This is a genomic window from Rhizobium leguminosarum, assembly GCF_010668065.1.
Lineage (GTDB): Bacteria > Pseudomonadota > Alphaproteobacteria > Rhizobiales > Rhizobiaceae > Rhizobium > Rhizobium leguminosarum_S.
Window position 1 is genome coordinate 642,071 of sequence record NZ_WUEN01000001.1, and the last position, 20,150, is coordinate 662,220.

Annotated in this window: 14 protein-coding genes and 1 pseudogene; 4 read left to right on the forward strand and 11 right to left on the reverse strand. The window is 62.2% G+C overall.

Features of this window, described 5'->3' with window-relative positions; all coding sequences use genetic code 11:
* Nucleotides 1-5 precede the first annotated feature (5 nt).
* Complete coding sequence (gene cyoA, locus GR198_RS02920) at nucleotides 6-1,190, reverse strand: ubiquinol oxidase subunit II (protein WP_164067315.1); 1,185 nt, start codon at nucleotides 1,188-1,190, stop codon at nucleotides 6-8.
* Between the two features lie 379 nt (nucleotides 1,191-1,569).
* On the opposite strand from cyoA, the gene GR198_RS02925 reads away from it, so the two are divergent.
* Nucleotides 1,570-2,901, forward strand: coding sequence for an MFS transporter (locus GR198_RS02925; RefSeq protein ID WP_029872142.1), 1,332 nt, complete (start codon nucleotides 1,570-1,572; stop codon nucleotides 2,899-2,901).
* Nucleotides 2,902-2,939: 38 nt separating this feature from the next.
* Nucleotides 2,940-3,134 (forward strand): annotated as a pseudogene (locus GR198_RS02930) (hypothetical protein); the annotation flags it as partial.
* A 35-nt stretch (nucleotides 3,135-3,169) separates the two neighbouring features.
* On the opposite strand, the gene GR198_RS02935 reads toward GR198_RS02930, so the two are convergent.
* The 10 genes from GR198_RS02935 to GR198_RS02980 form a co-directional block, all read right to left on the reverse strand.
* The gene (locus GR198_RS02935; RefSeq protein ID WP_029872144.1) at nucleotides 3,170-3,637 is read right to left on the reverse strand and encodes a cyclic nucleotide-binding domain-containing protein; all 468 of its coding nucleotides are present in this window, start codon (nucleotides 3,635-3,637) and stop codon (nucleotides 3,170-3,172) included.
* A 102-nt stretch (nucleotides 3,638-3,739) separates the two neighbouring features.
* On the reverse strand, nucleotides 3,740-6,454 hold the full coding sequence (locus tag GR198_RS02940) for an ABC transporter transmembrane domain-containing protein (RefSeq protein ID WP_029872145.1): 2,715 nt from the start codon (nucleotides 6,452-6,454) through the stop codon (nucleotides 3,740-3,742).
* A 182-nt stretch (nucleotides 6,455-6,636) separates the two neighbouring features.
* Nucleotides 6,637-7,782: a glycosyltransferase family protein gene (locus GR198_RS02945; RefSeq protein ID WP_032983976.1), complete on the reverse strand. Its 1,146-nt coding sequence runs from the start codon at nucleotides 7,780-7,782 to the stop codon at nucleotides 6,637-6,639.
* Nucleotides 7,779-9,026: a glycosyltransferase gene (locus GR198_RS02950; protein ID WP_164067317.1), complete on the reverse strand. Its 1,248-nt coding sequence runs from the start codon at nucleotides 9,024-9,026 to the stop codon at nucleotides 7,779-7,781. The genes GR198_RS02945 and GR198_RS02950 overlap by 4 nt, the downstream gene beginning before the upstream one ends.
* Nucleotides 9,027-9,035: 9 nt before the next feature.
* Nucleotides 9,036-10,244, reverse strand: a complete 1,209-nt coding sequence (locus tag GR198_RS02955; protein ID WP_018071536.1) for a glycosyltransferase family protein — start codon at nucleotides 10,242-10,244, stop codon at nucleotides 9,036-9,038.
* Nucleotides 10,245-10,340: 96 nt separating this feature from the next.
* A complete protein-coding gene (locus tag GR198_RS02960) occupies nucleotides 10,341-11,513 on the reverse strand; it encodes an ABC transporter permease (RefSeq protein WP_164067319.1) in 1,173 nt (390 codons plus the stop codon).
* Nucleotides 11,513-12,511 (reverse strand): ABC transporter permease, encoded by a 999-nt coding sequence (locus GR198_RS02965; RefSeq protein WP_003548391.1) that lies wholly within the window; start codon nucleotides 12,509-12,511, stop codon nucleotides 11,513-11,515. The genes GR198_RS02960 and GR198_RS02965 overlap by 1 nt, the downstream gene beginning before the upstream one ends.
* Before the next feature lie 3 nt (nucleotides 12,512-12,514).
* Nucleotides 12,515-14,422, reverse strand: coding sequence for an ABC transporter substrate-binding protein (locus tag GR198_RS02970; RefSeq protein WP_164067321.1), 1,908 nt, complete (start codon nucleotides 14,420-14,422; stop codon nucleotides 12,515-12,517).
* Complete coding sequence (locus GR198_RS02975; RefSeq protein ID WP_164067323.1) at nucleotides 14,422-16,311, reverse strand: ABC transporter ATP-binding protein; 1,890 nt, start codon at nucleotides 16,309-16,311, stop codon at nucleotides 14,422-14,424. Before GR198_RS02975 ends, GR198_RS02970 begins: the two co-directional genes overlap by 1 nt.
* 154 nt (nucleotides 16,312-16,465) lie before the next feature.
* Nucleotides 16,466-17,809, reverse strand: a complete 1,344-nt coding sequence (locus GR198_RS02980; RefSeq protein WP_164067325.1) for an adenylate/guanylate cyclase domain-containing protein — start codon at nucleotides 17,807-17,809, stop codon at nucleotides 16,466-16,468.
* Nucleotides 17,810-18,262: 453 nt separating this feature from the next.
* Between GR198_RS02980 and GR198_RS02985 the strand changes: the two genes are divergently transcribed.
* A complete protein-coding gene (locus tag GR198_RS02985) occupies nucleotides 18,263-19,600 on the forward strand; it encodes a nucleotide sugar dehydrogenase (protein WP_164067327.1) in 1,338 nt (445 codons plus the stop codon).
* Nucleotides 19,597-20,139 (forward strand): tudor domain-containing protein, encoded by a 543-nt coding sequence (locus tag GR198_RS02990; protein ID WP_246706039.1) that lies wholly within the window; start codon nucleotides 19,597-19,599, stop codon nucleotides 20,137-20,139. The genes GR198_RS02985 and GR198_RS02990 overlap by 4 nt, the downstream gene beginning before the upstream one ends.
* Nucleotides 20,140-20,150 lie beyond the last annotated feature (11 nt).

Genomic DNA, 20,150 nt, shown 5'->3' on the forward strand with positions numbered 1-20,150 from the left:
CCAGGTTAATTGTTGTTGTTGAGCTGCGCCGGCGCCGGATCGGCGCCATTGCTCATGCCGGGCATGGAATGACCCTCATGCTGCATGTCCATTCCAGGCGTGCCAGGCATGCCGGGCATGTCGTGCTGCATGCTGTTGCCGTCGGTCCGCTCGGCAGGTTCGCTGCGGGCCGGAGCCCCGGTCGCCGGCACGGTGGCGGCGGGCGCCACGATGCCTTCGTCGGCATGACGGTCGTCGTATCGCAGCTTCTCGCGGTTCTCCGCACTTTCCTTGCCGCCGCCGCCCGTCATGTCGATGTGCATCATCTCGTTCATGCACATTTTGCCCGGAGCGGCGCACATGTTGAGGATGGCGTTGTAAAGGTCGGCATCGGCGCCGGCATAATAACGCACCGGTTCCTTCTCGCTCGGCTTCTCGAGCTTGAGATAGGCGTCGCGGTTGAGCATCGTGCCCTGCTGCTTGACCGCAGCCACCCAGGCGTCAAAGCCCGCCTGGTCGAGGCCGTGGAACTTGAAGCGCATGTGCGAGAAGCCGCTTCCGCTGTAGTTGGCGGAGAAGCCTTCATATTCGCCTTGTCTGTTGATGACGGCGTGCAGCTTCGTCTCCATGCCGGGCATCGCATAGATCTGGCCGGCCAGGGCAGGGATATAGAAGGAGTTCATCACCGAAGAGGCGGTGATCTTGAAATTGATCGGCATGTCGATCGGGGCAGCGAGTTCGTTGACGGTGGCAATGCCGAGTTCGGGATAGAAGAACAGCCACTTCCAGTCGAGCGCCACGACCTCGACGATCAGCGGCTTGGTATTGGCCGGAATGGCGCGCTCCGCATCGAGGCGGTCGAGCGGGCGGTAGGGATCGAGCTTATGGGTTGAAATCCAAGTTACGGCGCCGAGCGCGATGATGATCGCAAGCGGCGCTGCCCAGATCACGATTTCGAGGCGGGTCGAATGGTGCCATTCCGGAGCGTAGGTTGCGGCCGTATTGGAGCGGCGGTAGCGCCACGCGAAGAACAGCGTCAGGAAGATCACCGGGATGATGATCAAAAGCATCAGCACCGTCGAGATGACGATGAGATCGCGCTGTTGCGCGGCGATGTCGCCGGAGGGCGCCATGACCACCATGTTGCATCCTGCCAGGAAAAGCAGCGGCAAGACGGATAGAAGGCGGGAAAACTTCACCAGTTTTAGCACGTCTCTAAGCTCTTGTTGTTTCGTTCGTTCCGCGACTAACGCACTGAACCTGATAGCGACATGAGGTGTTTGGTCGCAGTGCAGCAATCATGCCGCACTGCGGCACAAATCATCGTGCACTACAGCTTTGGAATCCTGATGAAATCAAGAAGGATTCTTTCGCCAGCGCATGTTTTGTTCCAATATATCCGCAAGAGCCGGCCAAGCCAGCGTCCCCAGGAAAAATCGCGGTCCGGATCACGCTATTTTTTCCGCCTAAGCCTCATTTTGAGCCGTGATGATGAACTATTTACGTCTTACGGACTTGATAAGCCTGCAGGTTTGATCAAGATCAGGCTGAGGCGCCTTGCCGAAAGCGCTTCAACGAGGGAGGCGTTTCATGGCTACAACATCTAATTACGGACCGTCATCGTCGTCGCTGGAACGCGACGCACGGCGCATTCACGACGACAAGCCGGTTTCGCCTGGTAGTATCGCCATCGGCGTGGTGATTGGCCGCATGTCGGAATTCTTCGATTTCTTCGTCTACGGTCTCGCCTCGGTCCTGGTCTTTCCACAGCTGATTTTCCCTTTCGCGCCCGACAGGCTGACGGGCACGCTCTATTCCTTCGCCATCTTCTCGCTTGCCTTCCTGGCCCGCCCCGTCGGCTCCGTCGTCTTCATGACGATCGACCGGCTGTACGGCCGCGGCACCAAGCTGACGATCGCGCTCTTCCTGCTTGGCGGCTCCACCGCCTCGATCGCCTTCCTGCCGGGTTACAACGAGATCGGCGTCTGGTCGATCGCCTTGCTGGCGCTCTTCCGCCTCGGTCAGGGCTTCGCGCTCGGCGGCGCCTGGGACGGCCTTGCCTCGCTGCTTGCGCTAAACGCGCCGGCCAAGCACCGCGGCTGGTATGCGATGATCCCGCAGCTCGGCGCGCCGATCGGCTTTGCGCTGGCCAGCACCCTGTTCGGTTATTTCGTCGCCAATCTTTCCAGTGAGGATTTCCTCTCCTGGGGCTGGCGTTATCCCTTCTTCGTCGCCTTCGCGATCAACGTCGTAGCGCTGTTTGCGCGTTTGCGGCTCGTCATGACCAAGGAATTCGGCACGCTGCTGGAGCAGCATGAGCTGGAAGCAGCTCCCATTCTCGACGTGCTGCGCGTTCACGGCCGTGACATTCTGATCGGCGCCTTCGTGCCGCTCGCAAGCTTCGCGATGTTCCACCTCGTCACCATTTTCCCGCTCGGCTGGATGAGCCTTTACGGCAACCAGCCGATCGGCACCTTCATGGTGGTGCAGGTGATCGGCGCCGCGGTCGGCATCCTCACGATCATCGCCTCGGGCCTGATCGCCGACCGTATCGGCCGGCGCGCCCAGCTTGCCATCTGCGCCGTCATCATCGCCGTCTTCAGCTTTGTCGGGCCGAGCCTGATCGCATCCGGCAACAGCGGCCATGACGCTTTCGTCATCATCGGCTTCGGCGTGCTCGGCCTTTCCTTCGGCCAGGCGACGGGCTCGATCTCGTCCCGCTTCGGCCGCGGCTACCGCTACACGGGTGCGGCCTTCACCTCGGATCTGGCCTGGCTGATCGGCGCGGGTTTTGCGCCATTGGTGGCGCTCAGCCTTTCCAGCCGCTTCGGCCTGACCTTCGTCGGCTACTACCTGCTTTCCGGCGCCTTCTGCACGCTTGCAGCACTCGCCTTCAGCAGGGCGCTGGAGCAGCGCGAATAGGACTTTGCGAGGAAGCCATGCCTGGGAGAGAAGTGGGACCGGATCGTGCTGAGGCTTTGCGGCGAACTCACGAGGCGGCGGCATACGAGGGATGGTTTCTCGAACGGGTCGAGGAAGCAATCCGGGAAGCCGATGATCCGAACGCTGTCTGGATCCCGCATGAAGTCATTAAGGGAGAGATGGCGCGCGAGCGTGCCGAGTTGCTTGCCTTGCTCAAGGATGAGGGCAAGTGAGGATCGTTTGGCCACCCAAATCCTATAGCTGAATCCTACTGCGCCATCTGCGGCTGTTTCGCCGCGCGGGCCGCGGTCAGCTCCGCCGTGGTGTGGTTCAGGCGGTCGGCCAGCACGCGCATGATTTCCACGGCCATTTCCGGGAAATCGCTGAGCAGCTTCAGGAAGTGCTCCTTGCTGATGCGCAGCACCTCGAGCGGCGAGGTGGCGCGTACCGTTGCCGTGCGCGAGACGTCGCAGAGGATGGCGATTTCGCCGACGATGGAATTGGGTTCGACGTCGGCGACCTTGATCTCGCCGGCCGGCGAGTCGACGACGATATCGGCGGTACCCGAGAGGATGACGTAGGCGGCATCACCGACATCGCCCTGATGAAAGAGGTTCTGCCCGGCCTTGTAGGTCATGCGATCGGAGGTAAAAGCCAAAAGCTTGAGCTTTGCTGGCGCGATCCTTGAAAAGATCGGCACCCTTCGCAGCATTTCGACTTCGTCTCTCAACAGCATGAGCGTTTCAATCCCCTGACGCAGGGTCCGCGGGGACCAGGCGTCTTCAAAACTCCAAGGCGTCCCATCGGGAACACCCACCATCGCCGCCCCTATAGAATATTACGATAACAGTTCCTTGAACATCCCGTTTTTCTCGGAAAGTTCCGGATAGTTCCCGGCCTCCGCCAATCCGCCGCGGTCGAAGAGCAGGATCCGGTCGAACATCTCCGCCTGCCGGGCGTTGGAGAGCACCCAGATGATCGCCGGGCGATGGCCCTCTTCGTGCAGGCCCTCGATGATGTTGCGGGTGATCTGATCCTGAACGCGCTGGTCAAGCGCCGAAAGCGGCCGGTTGAAGATGAAATAGTCCGAGCGCTTCAACAGCGCGCGGGCAAGATTCAGCTTCTGGCGCTGCACCATGGTCAGTCGCTTGCCGCCGGAGCCGACGTCGAATTCGAGCCCGATCGACAGCACGTCGTCATAAAGGTCGAGCGCATCGAAGAGTTCGCCCATGATGCCACGGATGCGATCGGAGGCGTCGGCCTGCTGATAGGCGATACGGCCGAAGAGCACATTGTCCATCAGGCTTGCCGACGGGGTGAAACGCTCGGCGTCGTAGCGCTCGATCAGCTCGGCGAGATCGGCCGGAATATGCTCGTGGAACTGCTTACGGGCGCTGACGATCTTGTCCATGAGCTCGTTCGACAGCAAGCCGAAGCGGTGGCGCGGCTCGATATAGGCAAAACTCAGCCGGATGATGGCCGAACGTTCTTCGGGCGTGGCGTCCTCGAAGCGGCGGCTTTGCAGCTTCTGCAGCAGCGCCTGGTAGGTCGGAATGTCGTCCGCCGTCATGAAGGTTAGTTGCTGGAAGAATGGATGGTCGGGCGGCAGGTCGTGGAAGAGTTCCACCGCGTTCTCGGCGATCTCGAGGCCCATGGCGTAGAGATCGGTGCTGAGGCCGGTCTCACGGAAGAGCTGCTGAAAATAGGGATGCGCGGCAAGCCTGCGGTTGGTCATCAAAGGCCGCTTCATGGTGCCGAAGAGCAGGTTCTCGCCGACCGTCGCCTGGCCGTTATAGGCATCGAAATCGAAAGGCACGACGATCGTGTCGAGCCCCTCGTCGCGCAGCCGGTCCCTGAGCGAGGCGCGTAGCGCGACGACGTGGTCGCCGAGCGCCACATGCACGTCGGTGTTGACGGTCGAGCGCAGCGCCAGATCGAGGATGTCCTGCGAGATCAGGACGGCGTCGAGCACCGGGCGGATCGCTTTCAGAATGTCCTCGGGCCCGCTGGCGCCGGCGGCCTTGTAGTCCACCCAGTCGCTGTTGAGGTCGAGCGTCGGATTGCCGGCCTTCTCCGCCTCGGCGGAATGCCATTTATACTCCAGCGCTTCCCGCTCGTCGTAAACCGGATCGGTCATCGGCGCATGTTTCAGGCCGTAGAGCAGATTGCTGGCGAGCGTGCCGTGGAAGAAGAAAGTGTCGGACGAGGCATAGGAGATCCGCCGGCCGGTGATCGATTCCGGCATGTCGAGGAGATCGCGGCCGTCGATGGTGATGCGGCCGGAGTCCGGCCAGACCATGCGGCCGAGCGCTTCGGCGAAGGCTTCCGCGCCGCTGCCGTTCGGCCCGACGATCGCCACCGTCTCGTTCGGCTTGATCTCGACGGAGACGTGGTCGACGAGGCGGGCGCCGCTGTCGTCGGAGAGCGACAGGTTGGTGACGACGAACGCGCCCGTCAGCGCGCCGACCGGGGCGGTTGCGAGTTCCTGGATGCGGCTGTCGATCAGCGGCTCGACATTGAACTGCTCATAGACCTGCTGGTACTTCACCTGCACGTCCTGGCGCATCTGGTCCCAGTCGATCAGTTCCTTCAGCGGACCGGGCAGGTCCTTGTAGGCTGATATGACGGCGACGAGCTGGCCGATGTCGAGCCGGCCCTGCAGCGCCAGGTAGCCGCCGATCGCGTAAAACAGGAAGGGCGTGACCTGGGCGAGGAAGTTGTTGATGAACTTCACCAGGAACTTCCACTGGTAAAGGTCGTAGCGGATCGAGAAGATCCGGCCGAGCCGCGAGGCGATGTCGGCGCGTTCGAGGTTGGATGTGTCGTTGCCGTGGATCGTGCCGATGCCCTCGACGATTTCGCCGACCCGGCCAGACAGCTCGCGCGCCGTCAGCTGCCGCTGGCGGCCGAGCTCCAGCAGGCGCTTGCGCATGCGGGGAATGACGATCGCCTGCACGCCGACGATGCCGGCGGCGATCATGCCGAGCCAGAAATTCTGGACGATGATGAAGGCGAGCGCCGTGATCGCCTGGCCGCCGAGAAGGGCAGGGGAGACGAAGGCATCGCCGGTGAAGCCGCCCATCGGCTCCACCTCGTCCTTGATCATGGTGGCGATTTCGGCCGATTTCACCCGCTTGAAGTGAATGGGCGGGAAGCGCAGCACCCGGTCGATCAGCTCGAAGCGGATACGGCGCAGCATGCGCTCGCCGAGCCGGCCCTTATAGGTGTTGATGTAGAACTTGAAGAGGCCGTTCAGCACCACCAGCGCCAGAAAAACCAGGCTGAGGGCCATCAGCATCTGGAAGCGGTTGAGCTGCAACCCTTGAAAGAATTCGACATGGCCGATCAGCGGCAGGTCGTAGGCAATGTGCATGAAAGTCTGCGTTGCGCCCGGACCTTCGAAGCCGTCACCCTGGATCGGTCCGTTGACGATCTGCTTCGGCAGGTCGAAGGACAGGAAGTAGGGCACCATCGAGGCAGCGACGACAGCCAGAATCCACAGCTGCTGCAGCCGCGTGTTCTTCCAGATGTAGCGGGCGAGGCTTTTTTCCATGGCTAACCGTCAGCTTGCTGGGAAATTCCGGGGGCGCGATCCGGGCTCCGGGACGGGAAGGAATTTTGAGAACAGGATCATGCAGCCGGACCGCCGATATCGCAATGAAAACAAGGCGAAGCGACCGGCTGCAAAAATGCCGATTCTCGCCGGAACATTGCTTATATCACAGGAATTTTGGATTAGGCGAGGGATTCGGCAATCATGGAGCGAATGATGCCGGCGGTTTTCTCCGCCCCGTCGAGGTCGAGCAAGACCGGCCCCCGTGGCTGTGCGGCGAGCGCCTTTTCGACCGCCTCTTTCACATGGCCCGAAGTCAGTCCGTTTTCCGGCAGGATATCGGCGAGGCCGAGCGCCTGCAGCCGTTCGGCGCGCACCGTCTGCTCGGTCTCGCCGCCGGCGACGAAGGGAATGAGGATCGCCCGGCATTCGGTGCGCAAGAGATCGCCGACCGTATTGTAGCCTGCTTGCGAGATCGAAACCTTGGCGCCGCGCAGCAGCGAGGGAAAATCCTTGCGGAAGCGCACCAGCGTCACATTCGGGCCCGCGTCCTCAGCCAGCGCGGCGAAATCGGCCTCCGGCAGGTTCGGGCCTGATACCAGCAGCCAGCGAAGATTGTCCGGCAGCATCGCTGCTGCCTCTTTGGCCGCGCCGATCAGCGCGGCGCCGACCGCGCCGCCGCCCGCCGATGCGATGATGTCGAATGTCTCGGTCGGTTCCGGCGCCGGCGGGGCTGCGACGAGGCCGGTATAGCGCAGCCTGTCGGCGATCTCGGGTGTCAGCGGAAAGGTGTCCTCGAGCCTGACGAAACCGGGATCGCCGTGGACGAGCACGGCGTCGAAGTGCTCCTTGACCAGCGTGACGGTCTCCGCGTCGCGGCCGGCCTTGCGGTTTTCCTGCAGGATGTCGCGCACCGAGCTTAGGAGTTTCGGCCGCGGTTCGGCCTTGTCGATGGCCTCGAGCAAGGGCAGCAGTTCGAAGCGCATCTGTCGCCGGCCGAAGGGGAAGGCTTCGATGATGACGACATCCGGTCTTGCGGCATGGAAGGCATCGAGCAGCAGCTGGCGGCGGGCATGGAGGAAATCCTCGCCGGCCGGCCGGCCATCGGCATCGGCGAGGCCGGAGAAGCCGGCATTGCTGGCGACGACCGCCGGCAAGGCCACGGTCTTCACGCCTTCGCCGGGAAAGCCCGGCACCGGTAGGCCGCCGGTCACGACAGTCACATCAAAACCGTCCTTGACCAGAGCATTGGCGATGCGGCTGGCGCGGGCTATGTGGCCGATACCGAGCAGATGCTGGACATAGAAGAAAATACGCGGTGCCGTCATGACGCCTTCTGCCATTCGGCCTCGAACAGGCCGGTGAGCTGTCTGATGCTGGAGTGATAGTCGAAATATTCGCGCACCTGGCTTTCGGCGGCGTCGCCGAGGCGCTTGCGCAGTGCCGGGTCGCGGATCGCCGCTTCCAGCGCGCTGGCCAGCAGCGCCGGGTCCTCCGGCGGCACGACGAGGCCGTTTTCACCGTTCTTCAAGAGTTCCGGCACGCCGGATACTTCGGTCGAGAGGCAGACGAGCCGCTGGCTCGAGGCTTCGACGAGCACGTTCGGCAAGCCGTCGCGGTCGCCGTTGGCGGCGATCCGGCAGGCGAGCGCGAAGAGGTCGGCGCGGCGGTAATGATCGAGCACGTCTTCCTGCGCCATGGCGCCCTTCCAGACGATGCGGCCGGAAATGCCGAGTTCGGTCGCCAGCGCCTTCAGTTTCGCAAGCTCCTCGCCGCCGCCGATATGGTCCATGCGCCAGTGAAGGTCGGCGGGCAGCAGCGCCAGCGCGCGCAGCAGCACGTCGTAACCCTTCTTCTCGACGGCGCGGCCGACGCTGAGGATGAAGGCCGGGTCGGCGGGCTCGCTGCCGGTGCGGTTTGAACGCTCGCCGGCAAAATGGCCGAAGCGGGCAAGATCGAGACCGTGGTAACTCAAGTGCACGGCCTCCCTGCGTGATGTCAGCGTCCGCATATGGTCGTAGCCCGTCCTGGTGCAGGTGACGGTCCAGCGGGCGCTGCCGAGTTTCTCGTTCAGCTCCCAGTCGGGCGACGTCCATATGTCCTTGGCATGCGCCGAACAGGTCCAGGGCGTGCCGGTAAGGATGCTCGCATATTCCGTCACCGAGGCCGGTGTGTGGATGAAATGGGCATGCAGCCATTCACCCTTGTCCGGCCATTCGCGCCCCAGCACCAGCGCCTGGCCGAGACGGCGGAAGCGATTGCGGGAGATGTCGCGCTTGAGGTCGGCGAGGAAGCGTTTCATCAGCGCCTTGAAGCCGGGTTTGGAGAAACCGGCGATGAGGCCCTTCAGCACGCGGATCGGCTCCTCGTGCAGATATTCCGGCAGATAGACGACGCGCGCCCGGATCTCGTCATGCACCGGATGGCGCTTCTTGTCGGTCGGCCGGCGCATCGAAATCAGCGTCAGGTCGAAGCCGGCCTTTTCGAGGCCGAGCAGCTCCTGGGCGATGAAGGTTTCCGAAAGGCGGGGATAGCCTTTTAGCACGACGAGGATCTTGCGGCGTGGCGGCAAGGCTGTGCCCTATTCCGCGCCGACGAGGGAAAGGTGGCTGCCGCGGCCGTCGATCCACCGGCCGACGGTCTGCGAGATATGGTCCAGTCCTTCGAGACGCATATTGCCGCCGCTCTTCGACGGTGGCTGGCGGGAAGGCAGGCGCTTCAGCGCCTCGGCCATGATTGTGGGGTCGACCGACTGTTCCGGCAGCAGCATGTCGACGAGGCCGAGTTCGCTTGCCCGCTGGGCGCGCAGCAGCTGTTCCTCGCGCGGCTTGACACGCGGCACGATGAGGGCCGGTTTGTCGAAGGAGAGGATCTCGCAATAGGTGTTGTAGCCACCCATGGCGACGACGCCGGTGGCGCTGTCGATCAGCTCTTCCATGTGATTGTCGAACTCGATCACCTCGATATAGGGAATGGCTTCCCCCTTCTGCACCAGCTTGGCGCGCTCGGCGGCCGGCATATAGGGCCCGAGCACCACGAGCGCCTTCTGCGTCAGCGTCGGATCGGCCTCGTAGGCGTTCATGACGTCGTGGACGAGATCGGAGCCGTCGCCGCCGCCGCCTGTGGTGACGAGGATGTAATTGTCCTTGCGGGCGTTGATCGACGTCTTGCCCCTGGAGACGCTGCGCTGCAGGAAGCCGACGAAATCCATCTTCCGGCGCAGGCTGGCCGGCACGTCGAGGCCGATCAGTGGATCGTAGAAATCCGGCGGACCATAGACCCAGACGCTGTCGTAATATTGGTCGATCTTCTGCATGATGCTGTTCTTCTTCCACTCGGCCTCGAGCAGATGCGGCGCATCCATAATCTCGCGCAGGCCGAGCACCAGAACGGTGCCGCGGGCCTTGAGATAGGCGAGCGTATCCTCGACCTCGCCCTTCAGTCCCATCGGTTCCTTGTCGACGATGAAGATATCGGGCTGGAAGGTCTCGGCCGTGTGGCGAATGCTCGATTCGCGCATCTTCAGCGTCTCGTGCAGGTCGATATGGCTGGCGAGCGACGTATATTCGCCGTTGCGGAGCTTGATGACGCTCGGGATCTTCACGAAGTCGACACGGGCGCGGTAGTCGAAGGCGCCGGCGATCGTGGCACCCGAAATGATCAGGATGTTGAGGCCGCGATAATCCTCGACCAGCGCATGGGCAATGGCGCGGCAGCGGCGCAGATGGCCGAGACCGAAAGTATCGTGGCTGTACATGAGGATGCGCGCATCTTCGAGACGTCTGGACATGGGCATCCCTTCTGGGGTCAGCAACATACTTAGTACCCCCACCGTCCGGAGGCCAAGAGGTGGGGGCGGTGCCGTGATGGGCGGCCGCGTTTCCTGCTATTTGTAGGGATCTGCCGCATCACGCAAGCCGTCTCCCAGAAAGTTGAACGCCAAAATGACGAGAACAACAGGAATGATCGGATAGAGCAGCCATGGATAGAAGGCGATGACGCTGACGCTTTTTGCCTCCGTCAGCAGAATGCCCCAGCTGGTGATCGGCGGACGAAGGCCGAGGCCGAGGAAGGAGAGCGCGGTCTCTCCAAGGATCATGCCGGGGATTGAAATCGTCGCCGACGCAATGAGATGCGACATGAAGCCCGGCACCAGATGCCGGCCGATGATGCGCGGCGTGCTGGCGCCCATCAGCTGTGCGGCCTGGACATAATCCTCCTCGCGCAGCGCCAGGAGTTTGGAGCGCACGGCACGCGCCAGCCCCGTCCAGTCGATGATGCCGAGGATGACGGTGATGCCGAAATAGATGACGATTGGGCTCCACGTCACCGGCATGATGGCGGCCAGCGCCATCCACAGTGGCAGGCTCGGCAGCGATTGCAGCACTTCGATCAGGCGCTGGACGATGAGATCGAAAATGCCGCCGCGATAACCGGCAAGGCCGCCGATGACGATGCCGAGCACGAAGCTGATCGAAATGCCGATCAGACCGATCGTCAGCGATATCCGCGCGCCGTAGAGGATGCGCGAGAGCACGTCGCGGCCGAGCCGGTCGGTGCCGAGCAGGAACATCTGCCCGCCGATCGCCGGGCAGACGAGATGATAGTTCGAGGCAACAACGCCCCAGAATTTATAGGCATCGCCGCGGCAGAAGAAACGGATCGGCTGCACGTCGTTCGGCCTGTCGGTATAGACACGGTGCAGCGTGTCGAGATCGAGCGTCATGCTGCGGCCGTAGACGAAGGGACCGACGAAGCTGCCCTTGTCGAAGAAGTGGATAGGTTGCGGCGGCGCGTGGATGAAATCGACATTGCGCGTGTGCAGGCCATAAGGCGCCAGGAACTCGACGATCAGGATCATCAGGTAGACGACGGCGAGAAAGATACCGGAGATCAAGGCCAGCTTGTGCTGCTTGAACTTCCACCACATCAGCTGCTTCTGCGAGGCGAGATGGATGCGCGATTGCGCCGCGGTCATGCTTTCGGTCGCAAGCGGATCGAAAGGAGCTGTGGAGACGTAGTGCGGCAGCGGCGCGCCGGGTGCGGGGAGGGGCGACATTATTTGGTGCTCCTGCCTTGCAGACGGATGCGGGGATCGAGGAAGCCGAGCGCTATGTCGGAGATCAGCACGCCGATGACGTTGAGGAAGGCCAGGAACATCAGGAAGGAGCCGGCGAGATACATGTCCTGGCTCTGCAGCGCCTTGATGAGCATCGGCCCCGTCGTCTCCAGCGACAGCACGATCGCGACGATCTCGGCGCCCGAGATGATCGACGGCAGGATCGAGCCGATATCGGCGACGAAGAAGTTGAGCGCCATGCGCAGCGGATATTTGACCAGCGCCTTGAGCGGCGGCAGGCCCTTGGCGCGGGCGGTGACGACATACTGCTTCTGCATCTCGTCGAGCAGGTTGGCGCGCAGCCGTCGGATCATGCCGGCTGTGCCGGCCGTGCCGACGATGATCACGGGGATCCACAGGTGAGAGAGGATCGACCGCGCCTTCTCCCAGCTCATCGGCGCCGAGATATATTGCTGGTCCATCAGGTGGCCGATCGAGATGCCGAACCAGATATTGGCGAAATACATCAGGATCAGCGCCAGCATGAAGTTCGGAATGGCGATGCCGAGCAGGCCGAGGAACGTCAGCCCGTAATCACCCCAGCTATACTGGTGCGTGGCCGAATAGATGCCGATCGGAAAGGCGATCAGCCAGGTGAGCAGGATCGTCGTGAAGGAGACGAGCATCGTCAGCCACAGACGGTCGCCGACCACGTCGGAGACCGGCAGCTGGTACTCGAAGGAATAGCCGAAATCGCCGTGCAGCATGCCGCCGACCCAGTAGAAATAGCGCACGATCTCCGGCTTGTCGAAGCCGTATTGCTGGCGCATCTCCTCGATTTCCTGGAGATTGGCGGTCTCGCCGGAGGCACGCAGCTCGGCGATCTGGCTCTCGAAGAAGTCGCCGGGTGGCAGCTCGATGATGGTGAAGACCAGCGCCGAAATGACGAAGAGCGTCGGCACCATGGCGGCGATGCGCCAGAGAATGTATCTGAGCACGCCTCAGGCCTCCTTGTACCAGAATGCATCCGGCATGTAGACGCCGAGATAGGAGGTGGGATCGAAGCCGTAGAGCGCTCTCTCCGGCAGGTTCTGCAGCTTGGCGGCGCGAAGGATCGGCTGCAGCGTGCTGTTGATGAGGCCGATCGAGAACACCTGCTGAGTATAGAGCGACAGCATTTTGTGCCAGATCACCTGGCGCTCCTCGAACTTCGCAGTCGAGCCCCATTGGCGGAGCAGGTCGACCATTTCGGCTGCCTCCGGCAGGTCGGGAGCGACGCCCTCCTGGCCGGCGGAGAGGTAGTGCATGCCCCAGAGCGGCCATTGCAGCTGATCGTCGAGCGTCGGCGCAAGGCCGGCCGGCGACATGTCGGCCGTCGGCACGCCATTGTCGAGGCCGTACCAGATCGACATCATGATCGAACCGCTCATGGCGCGGTTGCGGAAGACGTCGCGCTGCGAGGTGCGGGTATAGAGCGCCAGGCCGATATTGGCCCAGTGATCGTGAACCAACTCCAGCACGTCGGTATCGAGATTGCTCTCGCCGGCCGTCTCGACGGTGATCTCGGCGCGCCGCCCGTCCGGCAGCAGCCGGATGCCGTCGTCGCCGCGCTTGGTCAAGCCGAGCTCGTCGAGCAGGCGGTTGGCCTCGTCGGGATCGAACTTCACGAAGGCGTCGGCATATTCCTGCTTGAAGAGCGGGCTGTCGGGCAGGACCGTATCGGCGCTTGGCGTGCCAAGGCCGTAGAAGGCGACCATATTGATCTCGTGCCGGTCGATCGCCAGCGACAGCGCCCGGCGCAGGCGCACGTCGCGGAAAAGGCCGCGCCACACCTCGTCGGCACAGTTGAGGTTCGGCAGCAGCGTGATGCGCGAGCCACGCGCGAGCTTCCAGAGATTGACCTTCACCGGGAAGCGCTTCTCGGCTTCCTTCAGGAAGGTGTAGTCGTTGAAATCGATGCCGGTCACCTGCAGGTCGGCTTCGCCCGCACCCGCCTTGGCGGCGATGATCGAGGAGGAGGAGACGTTGAGGATGAAACGGTCGAGATAGGGAAGCTGCCTGCCGTTCTCGTCGATGCGGTGGAAGAACGGGTTGCGCTCGAAGACGAACTGCTCGGACGGCAGCGGCGTCGTATTGCGCCAGGGATCGAGCGTCGGCAGGTTCGGATTTTCCGGACGATAGGAACGCGCCATCTTGATGTGCAGATCCTGCCATTTCTTGACGCGGTAGGTCTTCATCAGCTCGTCCATCTTCGCTTGGTCGGGCTGGAATTTCTTGTGGAACTGCTTGAGATAATGACCGGGGCCGAAGATGACGAGCGGCTGCGGGCCCGCCAGCGTCGGCAGGAACATCGGGTTGGGTTTTTCCCAGCTGTAGCGCACGGTCAGCGGATCGAGCATTTCGAAGCGCGGCAGGCTGCCGTGCGGACGAAGCTCCAGCGCGCCGCCGCCCGGCGTCAGCTTGTCGTTCAGGATGACGTCTTCCCACCAGTAGCGGAAATCGTCGGCCGTGAACGGCTGGCCGTCGGACCATTTATGGCCCTCGCGCAGCGTGAAGGTGAAGACCGTGTCGTCCTCGGACTGGAAACCGGCCAGGATATCCGGCTGGAACTGCAGGTGCTTGTTGTAGCCGACCAGGCGGGCATAGCCGTAGATCGTCATGAAGCGGATGTCGCGCTGGCTGCCGATGATGGTGCGCACCGTGCCGCCGTAGGCACCGGGTTCGAGCCCCATCTCCTTAAGATTGACGATGCGCGGGCGGACGGGAATGCGCTCGGCCATCGGCGGCAGGCTGCCTGATGTCAGCCGCTCCTTGAGAAATTCCGGCTCGCCGACCTGTCCGGCCCGAAGCACCGCGGGCGCGATTGCCGCGCCGACAAGGCCGCCGAGAAACGTGCGACGCGTCACCATCAGCGCAACTCCCTGGCATCGGCGCCTTTGCGGGCGCGCACCAGATGGCCGTCGCCGAGGTCGGCATAGGCAAGCTCGGAAGCGTCGTCGTGCTCGGCGGTGAAGGTCGCGCCCCAGTTCTGCTTGTCGGCGGCGCCGTTTTCCCTGAGCGCCTGGAAATCGAGCGGCCGGTCGAGATCGGGGAAGGGGACGGCGGCGAGCAGAGATTTCGTATAGGGGTGCACCGGATCGCGCAGGATGATCTCGCGCGGCGCGATCTCGACGATGCGGCCCTTGCACATCACCGCGATGCGGTCGGCCATGTAATCGACGACGGCGAGATTGTGCGAAATAAACAGATAGGTAAGCCCCAGCTCCTTCTGCAGGTCCTTCAACAGGTTGAGGATCTGCGCCTGCACGGAGACGTCAAGCGCCGAGACCGGCTCGTCGAGGATGACGAGCTTCGGGCCGAGCGCGAGTGCGCGCGCGATGCCGATGCGCTGGCGCTGGCCGCCCGAAAAACTGTGCGGGTAACGGCTGAGATAACGCTTGTCGAGGCCGATGGCCGCCATCAATCCTTCGACCTTGCGCCTGCGCTCGTCACTGTCGCCACGGTCATGGATCTCGAGCGGTTCACTCAGGATGTTGCGCACCGTCATACGCGGCGAGAGCGAGGAGACCGGATCCTGGAACACCATCTGGATCTTGGTTCGCATGTCCTGCAGTTCGGAGCCCTTGACGGAGAGGACGTCGACGACCTCCTTGCCGTCGTTGAACACCACTGCGCCGCTGTCCGGCGTGATCGCGCGCATCAGGATCTTGCTGAGCGTCGTCTTGCCGCAGCCGGACTCGCCCACCAGGCCGAGACATTCGCCGCGGCGGATGTCGAAGCTGACGTCGTCGACGGCGCGCAGGACGGTGGCTTCATGCTTGCCGAAGAAACTGCGCTTGCGCGTCTTGTAGGTCTTCGAGAGATTGGCAACGGAAAGCAGGATGCCCGGTGCCTCTGCCTGGAGCGGCTTCTTCTTGCCGACGAGGGACTCGAGATTGACCGTTACCTCGCGAAGCGCTTTCAGCCGCTCGCCGGGTTTCATGTCGAAATGCGGAACGGCGGCCATCAGGCCCTTGAGATAGGGATGCTGCGGATTGCGGAAGATATCCTCGACCGGCCCGGCCTCCATGATCTCGCCGTGATAGATGACGACCACCTCGTCGGCCATGTTGGCGACGATGCCGAGATCATGGGTGATGAGCAGCATCGCCATGCCGAGCTTGGCCTGCAGCTCGCGGAGCAGTTCCAGGATCTGCGCCTGGATCGTCACGTCGAGCGCCGTCGTCGGCTCGTCGGCGATCAACAGCGCCGGCTTGCAGATCAGCGCCATGGCGATCATCGCGCGCTGGCGCATGCCGCCGGACAGTTCGAACGGATACATGTCGTAGGTGCGATGTGGATTGGAGAAGCCGACCAGGCCAAGCATCTCCTCGGTCTTTTCACGGGCTTCCTGCTTGTCGGCTTTAGTATGGATCAGCAGCACTTCGCTGATCTGATTGCCGATCGTATGCAGCGGCGAGAGCGAGGTCATCGGCTCCTGGAAGATCGTCGCCATGCGGCGGCCGCGCAGGTCGCGCATTTCCTCGCTGTCGCGCGGAAAGGACAGGATATCGGTCGTGCTGCCGTCGAGCGGATCGGTGAAAAGGATGCTGCCCGAGGCCTTAGCCGGATTGGGCAGGATGCCCATGATCGACTGGCTGATCACCGATTTTCCGGAGCCGGATTCACCGACGAGAGCGGTGACCTTGCCCGGAAGAATGCGAAGATTGGCTTGTTTTACGACGCGTAGCCGGTCACCGAAAACCGAGAAGGAGACGTCGAGATTTTCAATACGCAACAGATCCGCTGCAGACGCCATACCAATGAAATTCCCCAGTCTTCTGTGTTCCCGTTAAGGCACACTAGCGTACCGCAAACGGGGTGTCCAGTTGATGACAATCATAGATAAACCAGCATGTCCCGCCGAAGTTCCCCGGGCGAGACGCGCAGATTATGACAGGGGTTCTAAGCTCTTACTGGATGAATTTCTCCATGCTGCTGCGCTCGACCTGTTTCTTGGCGTCGCGATGCAGGAGAATGACCTGCTCGGCTTCTGAAAGTCCGTTCTGCACGGCCTCGCGGAAGCTCTCGTCGACATTGATTGCGGGTGCCGGCGCGCGCGGCTGCAGCACCGTCACCTTCTGGCGGATGCCGCGCAGCTTCTCCTCGCCGAGCGTGGTCCATTCGCCGCCGCAATAACCGGCGAAGGCCTGGCTGGCGACGACCTCGCGGCCGTATTTCTTGGTCAGGATCTGCAGGCGTTGCACCTCGTTGACCGCCGAGCCGAAGGCGGAGAAGGTCAGGCGGTCCTTGAGGCCGACATTGCCGAACATGACGTTCCCGACATGCAGGCCGATGCCGTAGCCGACCCTGGTCAGGCCCTTCTGCTCGCGGTCCCTATTGAGTTCGGCAACCCGCGCCTGTGCCTGATGGACGGCCGAAAGAGCCGCTTCGCAGGCAATTTTCGATGGATCCTTATGGCGTCCGCAAGGATAGACGGCGAGAAAGCCGTCGCCGAGGAAACTCAGGATCTCGCCGCCATTGCGGTTGAACGGGGCGGCGATCGCGTCGAAGAACTGGTTCAGCGTGTCGATATAGGCCTGTCGGCCTTCCTTTTCGGCATACATGGTGGATTCGCGCATGTCGCCCATGACCAGCGCCGCCCGGATCGTCTCACCGTCGCCGCGGCGGATCTGGCCGTTCAGCACCCGCTTGCCGGCGTCGCCGCCGAGATAGGTGGTCAGCATGTTGTTGGCGAGCTTGCCGAGCACCGCCATCTTGGCGGCGACCGCCAGATGGTTCTGCATCCTGAGCAGCGCATCGATCATGTCGTCGGAAAAGCCGGTGTTATGGTCCGTCGACCAGGAACCCATCATACCCTGCACCGAGCCGTCGCCGAAGGGCTGAACGAAGGCGAGATAGTCGGTGATGCTGTCCTTGCGTAGGTCCTCGAAAATCGGGAATTCGTTCGGCCCGTCCTGTATCAGACGGCGGCGGATGTGCTGCAGATTGTTGTCGAGGAGGTAATAGTAAGGGCTCTGCAGGAAGCGGTCCGGCTTCTGCCCGGCGGGCATGCGGAAGCCCTCGATGGTGACGCCGCTGGCGCGCCGCCAGGTGAAGCTCAGCGCATCATAGAGCGGATGCAGCATCGAAAAGGAAAGATGCACGCGCGCAAGCGGCAGGCCCGCGGCAGTCAGCCTTTCGCAGAAACCGCGCACGATGTTTTCAAGCTCGTCTCCGGCCAGCGAAGAGTTCGTCAGCCATTCAGCGACCCGGTCCAACAGGATGGAGGACACGCTGGATTCGATCGTGCTCATTCTCGGTATGATCCTCATAAGGCACGCCATCCCCAAGAGCCAAAAGTCCCTCGGCCGGCCCATTTTCATGCGCAGGTCACAAGGAAATCAGGATGTACGAGCGGTATTATAGTGTCAACGATCTGCCGAAAGCCCGGCAGCGGCGCCCCTCAGTTCCCCCATGGCGGGATCGGACGGGTAGTCCTTTCGCGGTGGTTCATTATCAAAAGTCAAAATAGGGATGCTGCAAATGCGAAACAATGGGATGCACATTTTTTTGTGCGCTCAAGTTGCAGCAAGGGGAGCGGCCTGAGTCATTTCGGCCACACCCGGTCAGCCACATCCGATAAGCATCGCAAGGGGCGGCGGCCCTGATTTCTGCTCCTCTCGTCAGCGGAGAGACGGGGCCTGGGTTTAATTTGCCTGGAGCATGCATTAGATCAGCCTTCTCTTCCCCGTTTGAAAGATCCCGCCTTGGCCATCTCCCCCTTCGATACGCTTTTGCAGAAGATCGAAACCCGCGCGGCCCGTGCCGGCATCATCGGCCTCGGTTATGTCGGCCTGCCGCTGGCGATGGCGGTGGCGCGCAGCGGCTTTGCGGTCACCGGCTTCGACATCGATCCCGGGAAGATGGTGGCTCTCGATGCCCGCCGCTCCTATATCGACGCGGTGAGCGACGAGGCGCTGTCGGCCGAGATCGATGCCGGACGCTTCAAGGCGACGACCGATTTCGCCGGCCTTGCCGAGTGCGACGTCGTCATCATCTGCGTGCCGACGCCGCTTACCAAACACCGCGATCCCGACCTTTCCTTCGTCGAGGCGACGTCGCGCTCGATCGCCGCGCATCTGCGCCCCGGTCAGCTCGTCGTACTGGAATCGACCACCTATCCCGGCACGACCGACGATGTGGTGAAGGTCATTCTCGAAGGCACCGGACTGAAATCCCGCTCGGACTTTTTCGTCGGCTTCTCGCCGGAGCGCGAGGATCCCGGCAACCAGCATTATCATACCGCCACCATTCCGAAGGTCGTCGCCGGCGACGGGCCTGAGGCGCTGGCGCTGATGAAGGCCTTCTATGGTGCGGCGGTATCATCGGTCGTTCCGGTCTCGTCGAATGCGACGGCCGAGGCCGTGAAGCTCACCGAAAACATCTTTCGATCGGTCAACATCGCCCTCGTCAACGAGCTGAAGACCGTCTATGCGGCCATGGGCATCGACGTCTGGGAAGTGATCGACGCGGCCAAGACCAAGCCCTTCGGCTACATGCCCTTCTATCCCGGCCCCGGCCTTGGCGGCCATTGCATCCCGATTGATCCTTTCTACCTCACCTGGAAATCGCGTGAATACGAGCTGCCGACCCGCTTCATCGAGCTCGCCGGCGAGATCAATTCGGCCATGCCGCGTTATGTCGTCGGCAAGCTCGCCGAAGCGCTCGACATTCGCGCCGGCAAGGCATTGAGCCGCAGCAGGGTGCTGGTGCTCGGGCTTGCCTACAAGAAGAACGTCGCCGATATCCGCGAGAGCCCGTCGCTGCGGCTGATCGAGATCATCGAGGAGCGTGGCGGACACGCAGATTACCATGATCCCTTCGTCGCCGAGATTCCGCCGACGCGCGAATACCAGGCGCTGAAGGGCCGCAAATCGGTGACGCTGACGCCTGATATCATTGCCGGCTACGATGCGGTGCTGGTCGCGACCGATCACGACAGGGTGGATTATGCGGCGCTCGCAAAAAGCGCCGCGCTGATCGTCGACACGCGCAACGTCTTCAACCGGCTTGGCCTCTCGGCCGAGCACGTCATCAAGGCATGACGGAAACGTTGCTGCATCATGCAGCAACTCAAAGTGCTACAGCCTCTTATACTGATCCGCGCAGCTTTTTGTTGTTAAGGCAGGCTTCATCACTGCGCTTTAAGCTGCTGATCTGCCACAACCATTTCAGGGGCGGATTGGATGAATTCCCAGGGAGGAATATTTTGAAGAGTTTTGTTGCTGCGGTTATCGCAATCGGTGTCGTGTGTTCCTACGCTTCTGTTGCATCTGCGCAGACGAAAGGCGACTGGGTTCTCGGAAACTACAAGGGGGCAGGTTATTGGTTCCCCGGCGTTATCGACAGTGCCTCAGGCGGGAAGGTCACGATCCGATATGATGACGGCGATAAGGAAACTGTTTCCTTGAGCGAAGTGCGTCCTTACAACTGGGTCATCGGGATGAAGGTCGAGTGCAATTACAAGGGTGCTGGCGATTGGTATGCAGGCAAGATCACCTCGCTTGGTGGCGAGAAGATTGGTATTGCCTATGATGACGGCGACAAAGAAACCACCCGAACCGGTCGCTGCCGTTCCCGATAAAGTCTTTGCAT

What these genes read in the sequence shown, in the direction of transcription:
- GR198_RS02925 (WP_029872142.1), top strand. Translation starts at nt 1,570, where the DNA reads ATGGCTACAACATCTAATTACGGACCGTCATCGTCGTCGCTGGAACGC.
- GR198_RS02935 (WP_029872144.1), bottom strand. Translation starts at nt 3,637, where the DNA reads ATGCTGTTGAGAGACGAAGTCGAAATGCTGCGAAGGGTGCCGATCTTT.
- GR198_RS02940 (WP_029872145.1), bottom strand. Translation starts at nt 6,454, where the DNA reads ATGGAAAAAAGCCTCGCCCGCTACATCTGGAAGAACACGCGGCTGCAG.
- GR198_RS02945 (WP_032983976.1), bottom strand. Translation starts at nt 7,782, where the DNA reads ATGACGGCACCGCGTATTTTCTTCTATGTCCAGCATCTGCTCGGTATC.
- GR198_RS02955 (WP_018071536.1), bottom strand. Translation starts at nt 10,244, where the DNA reads ATGTCCAGACGTCTCGAAGATGCGCGCATCCTCATGTACAGCCACGAT.
- GR198_RS02960 (WP_164067319.1), bottom strand. Translation starts at nt 11,513, where the DNA reads ATGTCGCCCCTCCCCGCACCCGGCGCGCCGCTGCCGCACTACGTCTCC.
- GR198_RS02970 (WP_164067321.1), bottom strand. Translation starts at nt 14,422, where the DNA reads ATGGTGACGCGTCGCACGTTTCTCGGCGGCCTTGTCGGCGCGGCAATC.
- GR198_RS02975 (WP_164067323.1), bottom strand. Translation starts at nt 16,311, where the DNA reads ATGGCGTCTGCAGCGGATCTGTTGCGTATTGAAAATCTCGACGTCTCC.
- GR198_RS02980 (WP_164067325.1), bottom strand. Translation starts at nt 17,809, where the DNA reads ATGAGCACGATCGAATCCAGCGTGTCCTCCATCCTGTTGGACCGGGTC.
- GR198_RS02990 (WP_246706039.1), top strand. Translation starts at nt 19,597, where the DNA reads ATGACGGAAACGTTGCTGCATCATGCAGCAACTCAAAGTGCTACAGCC.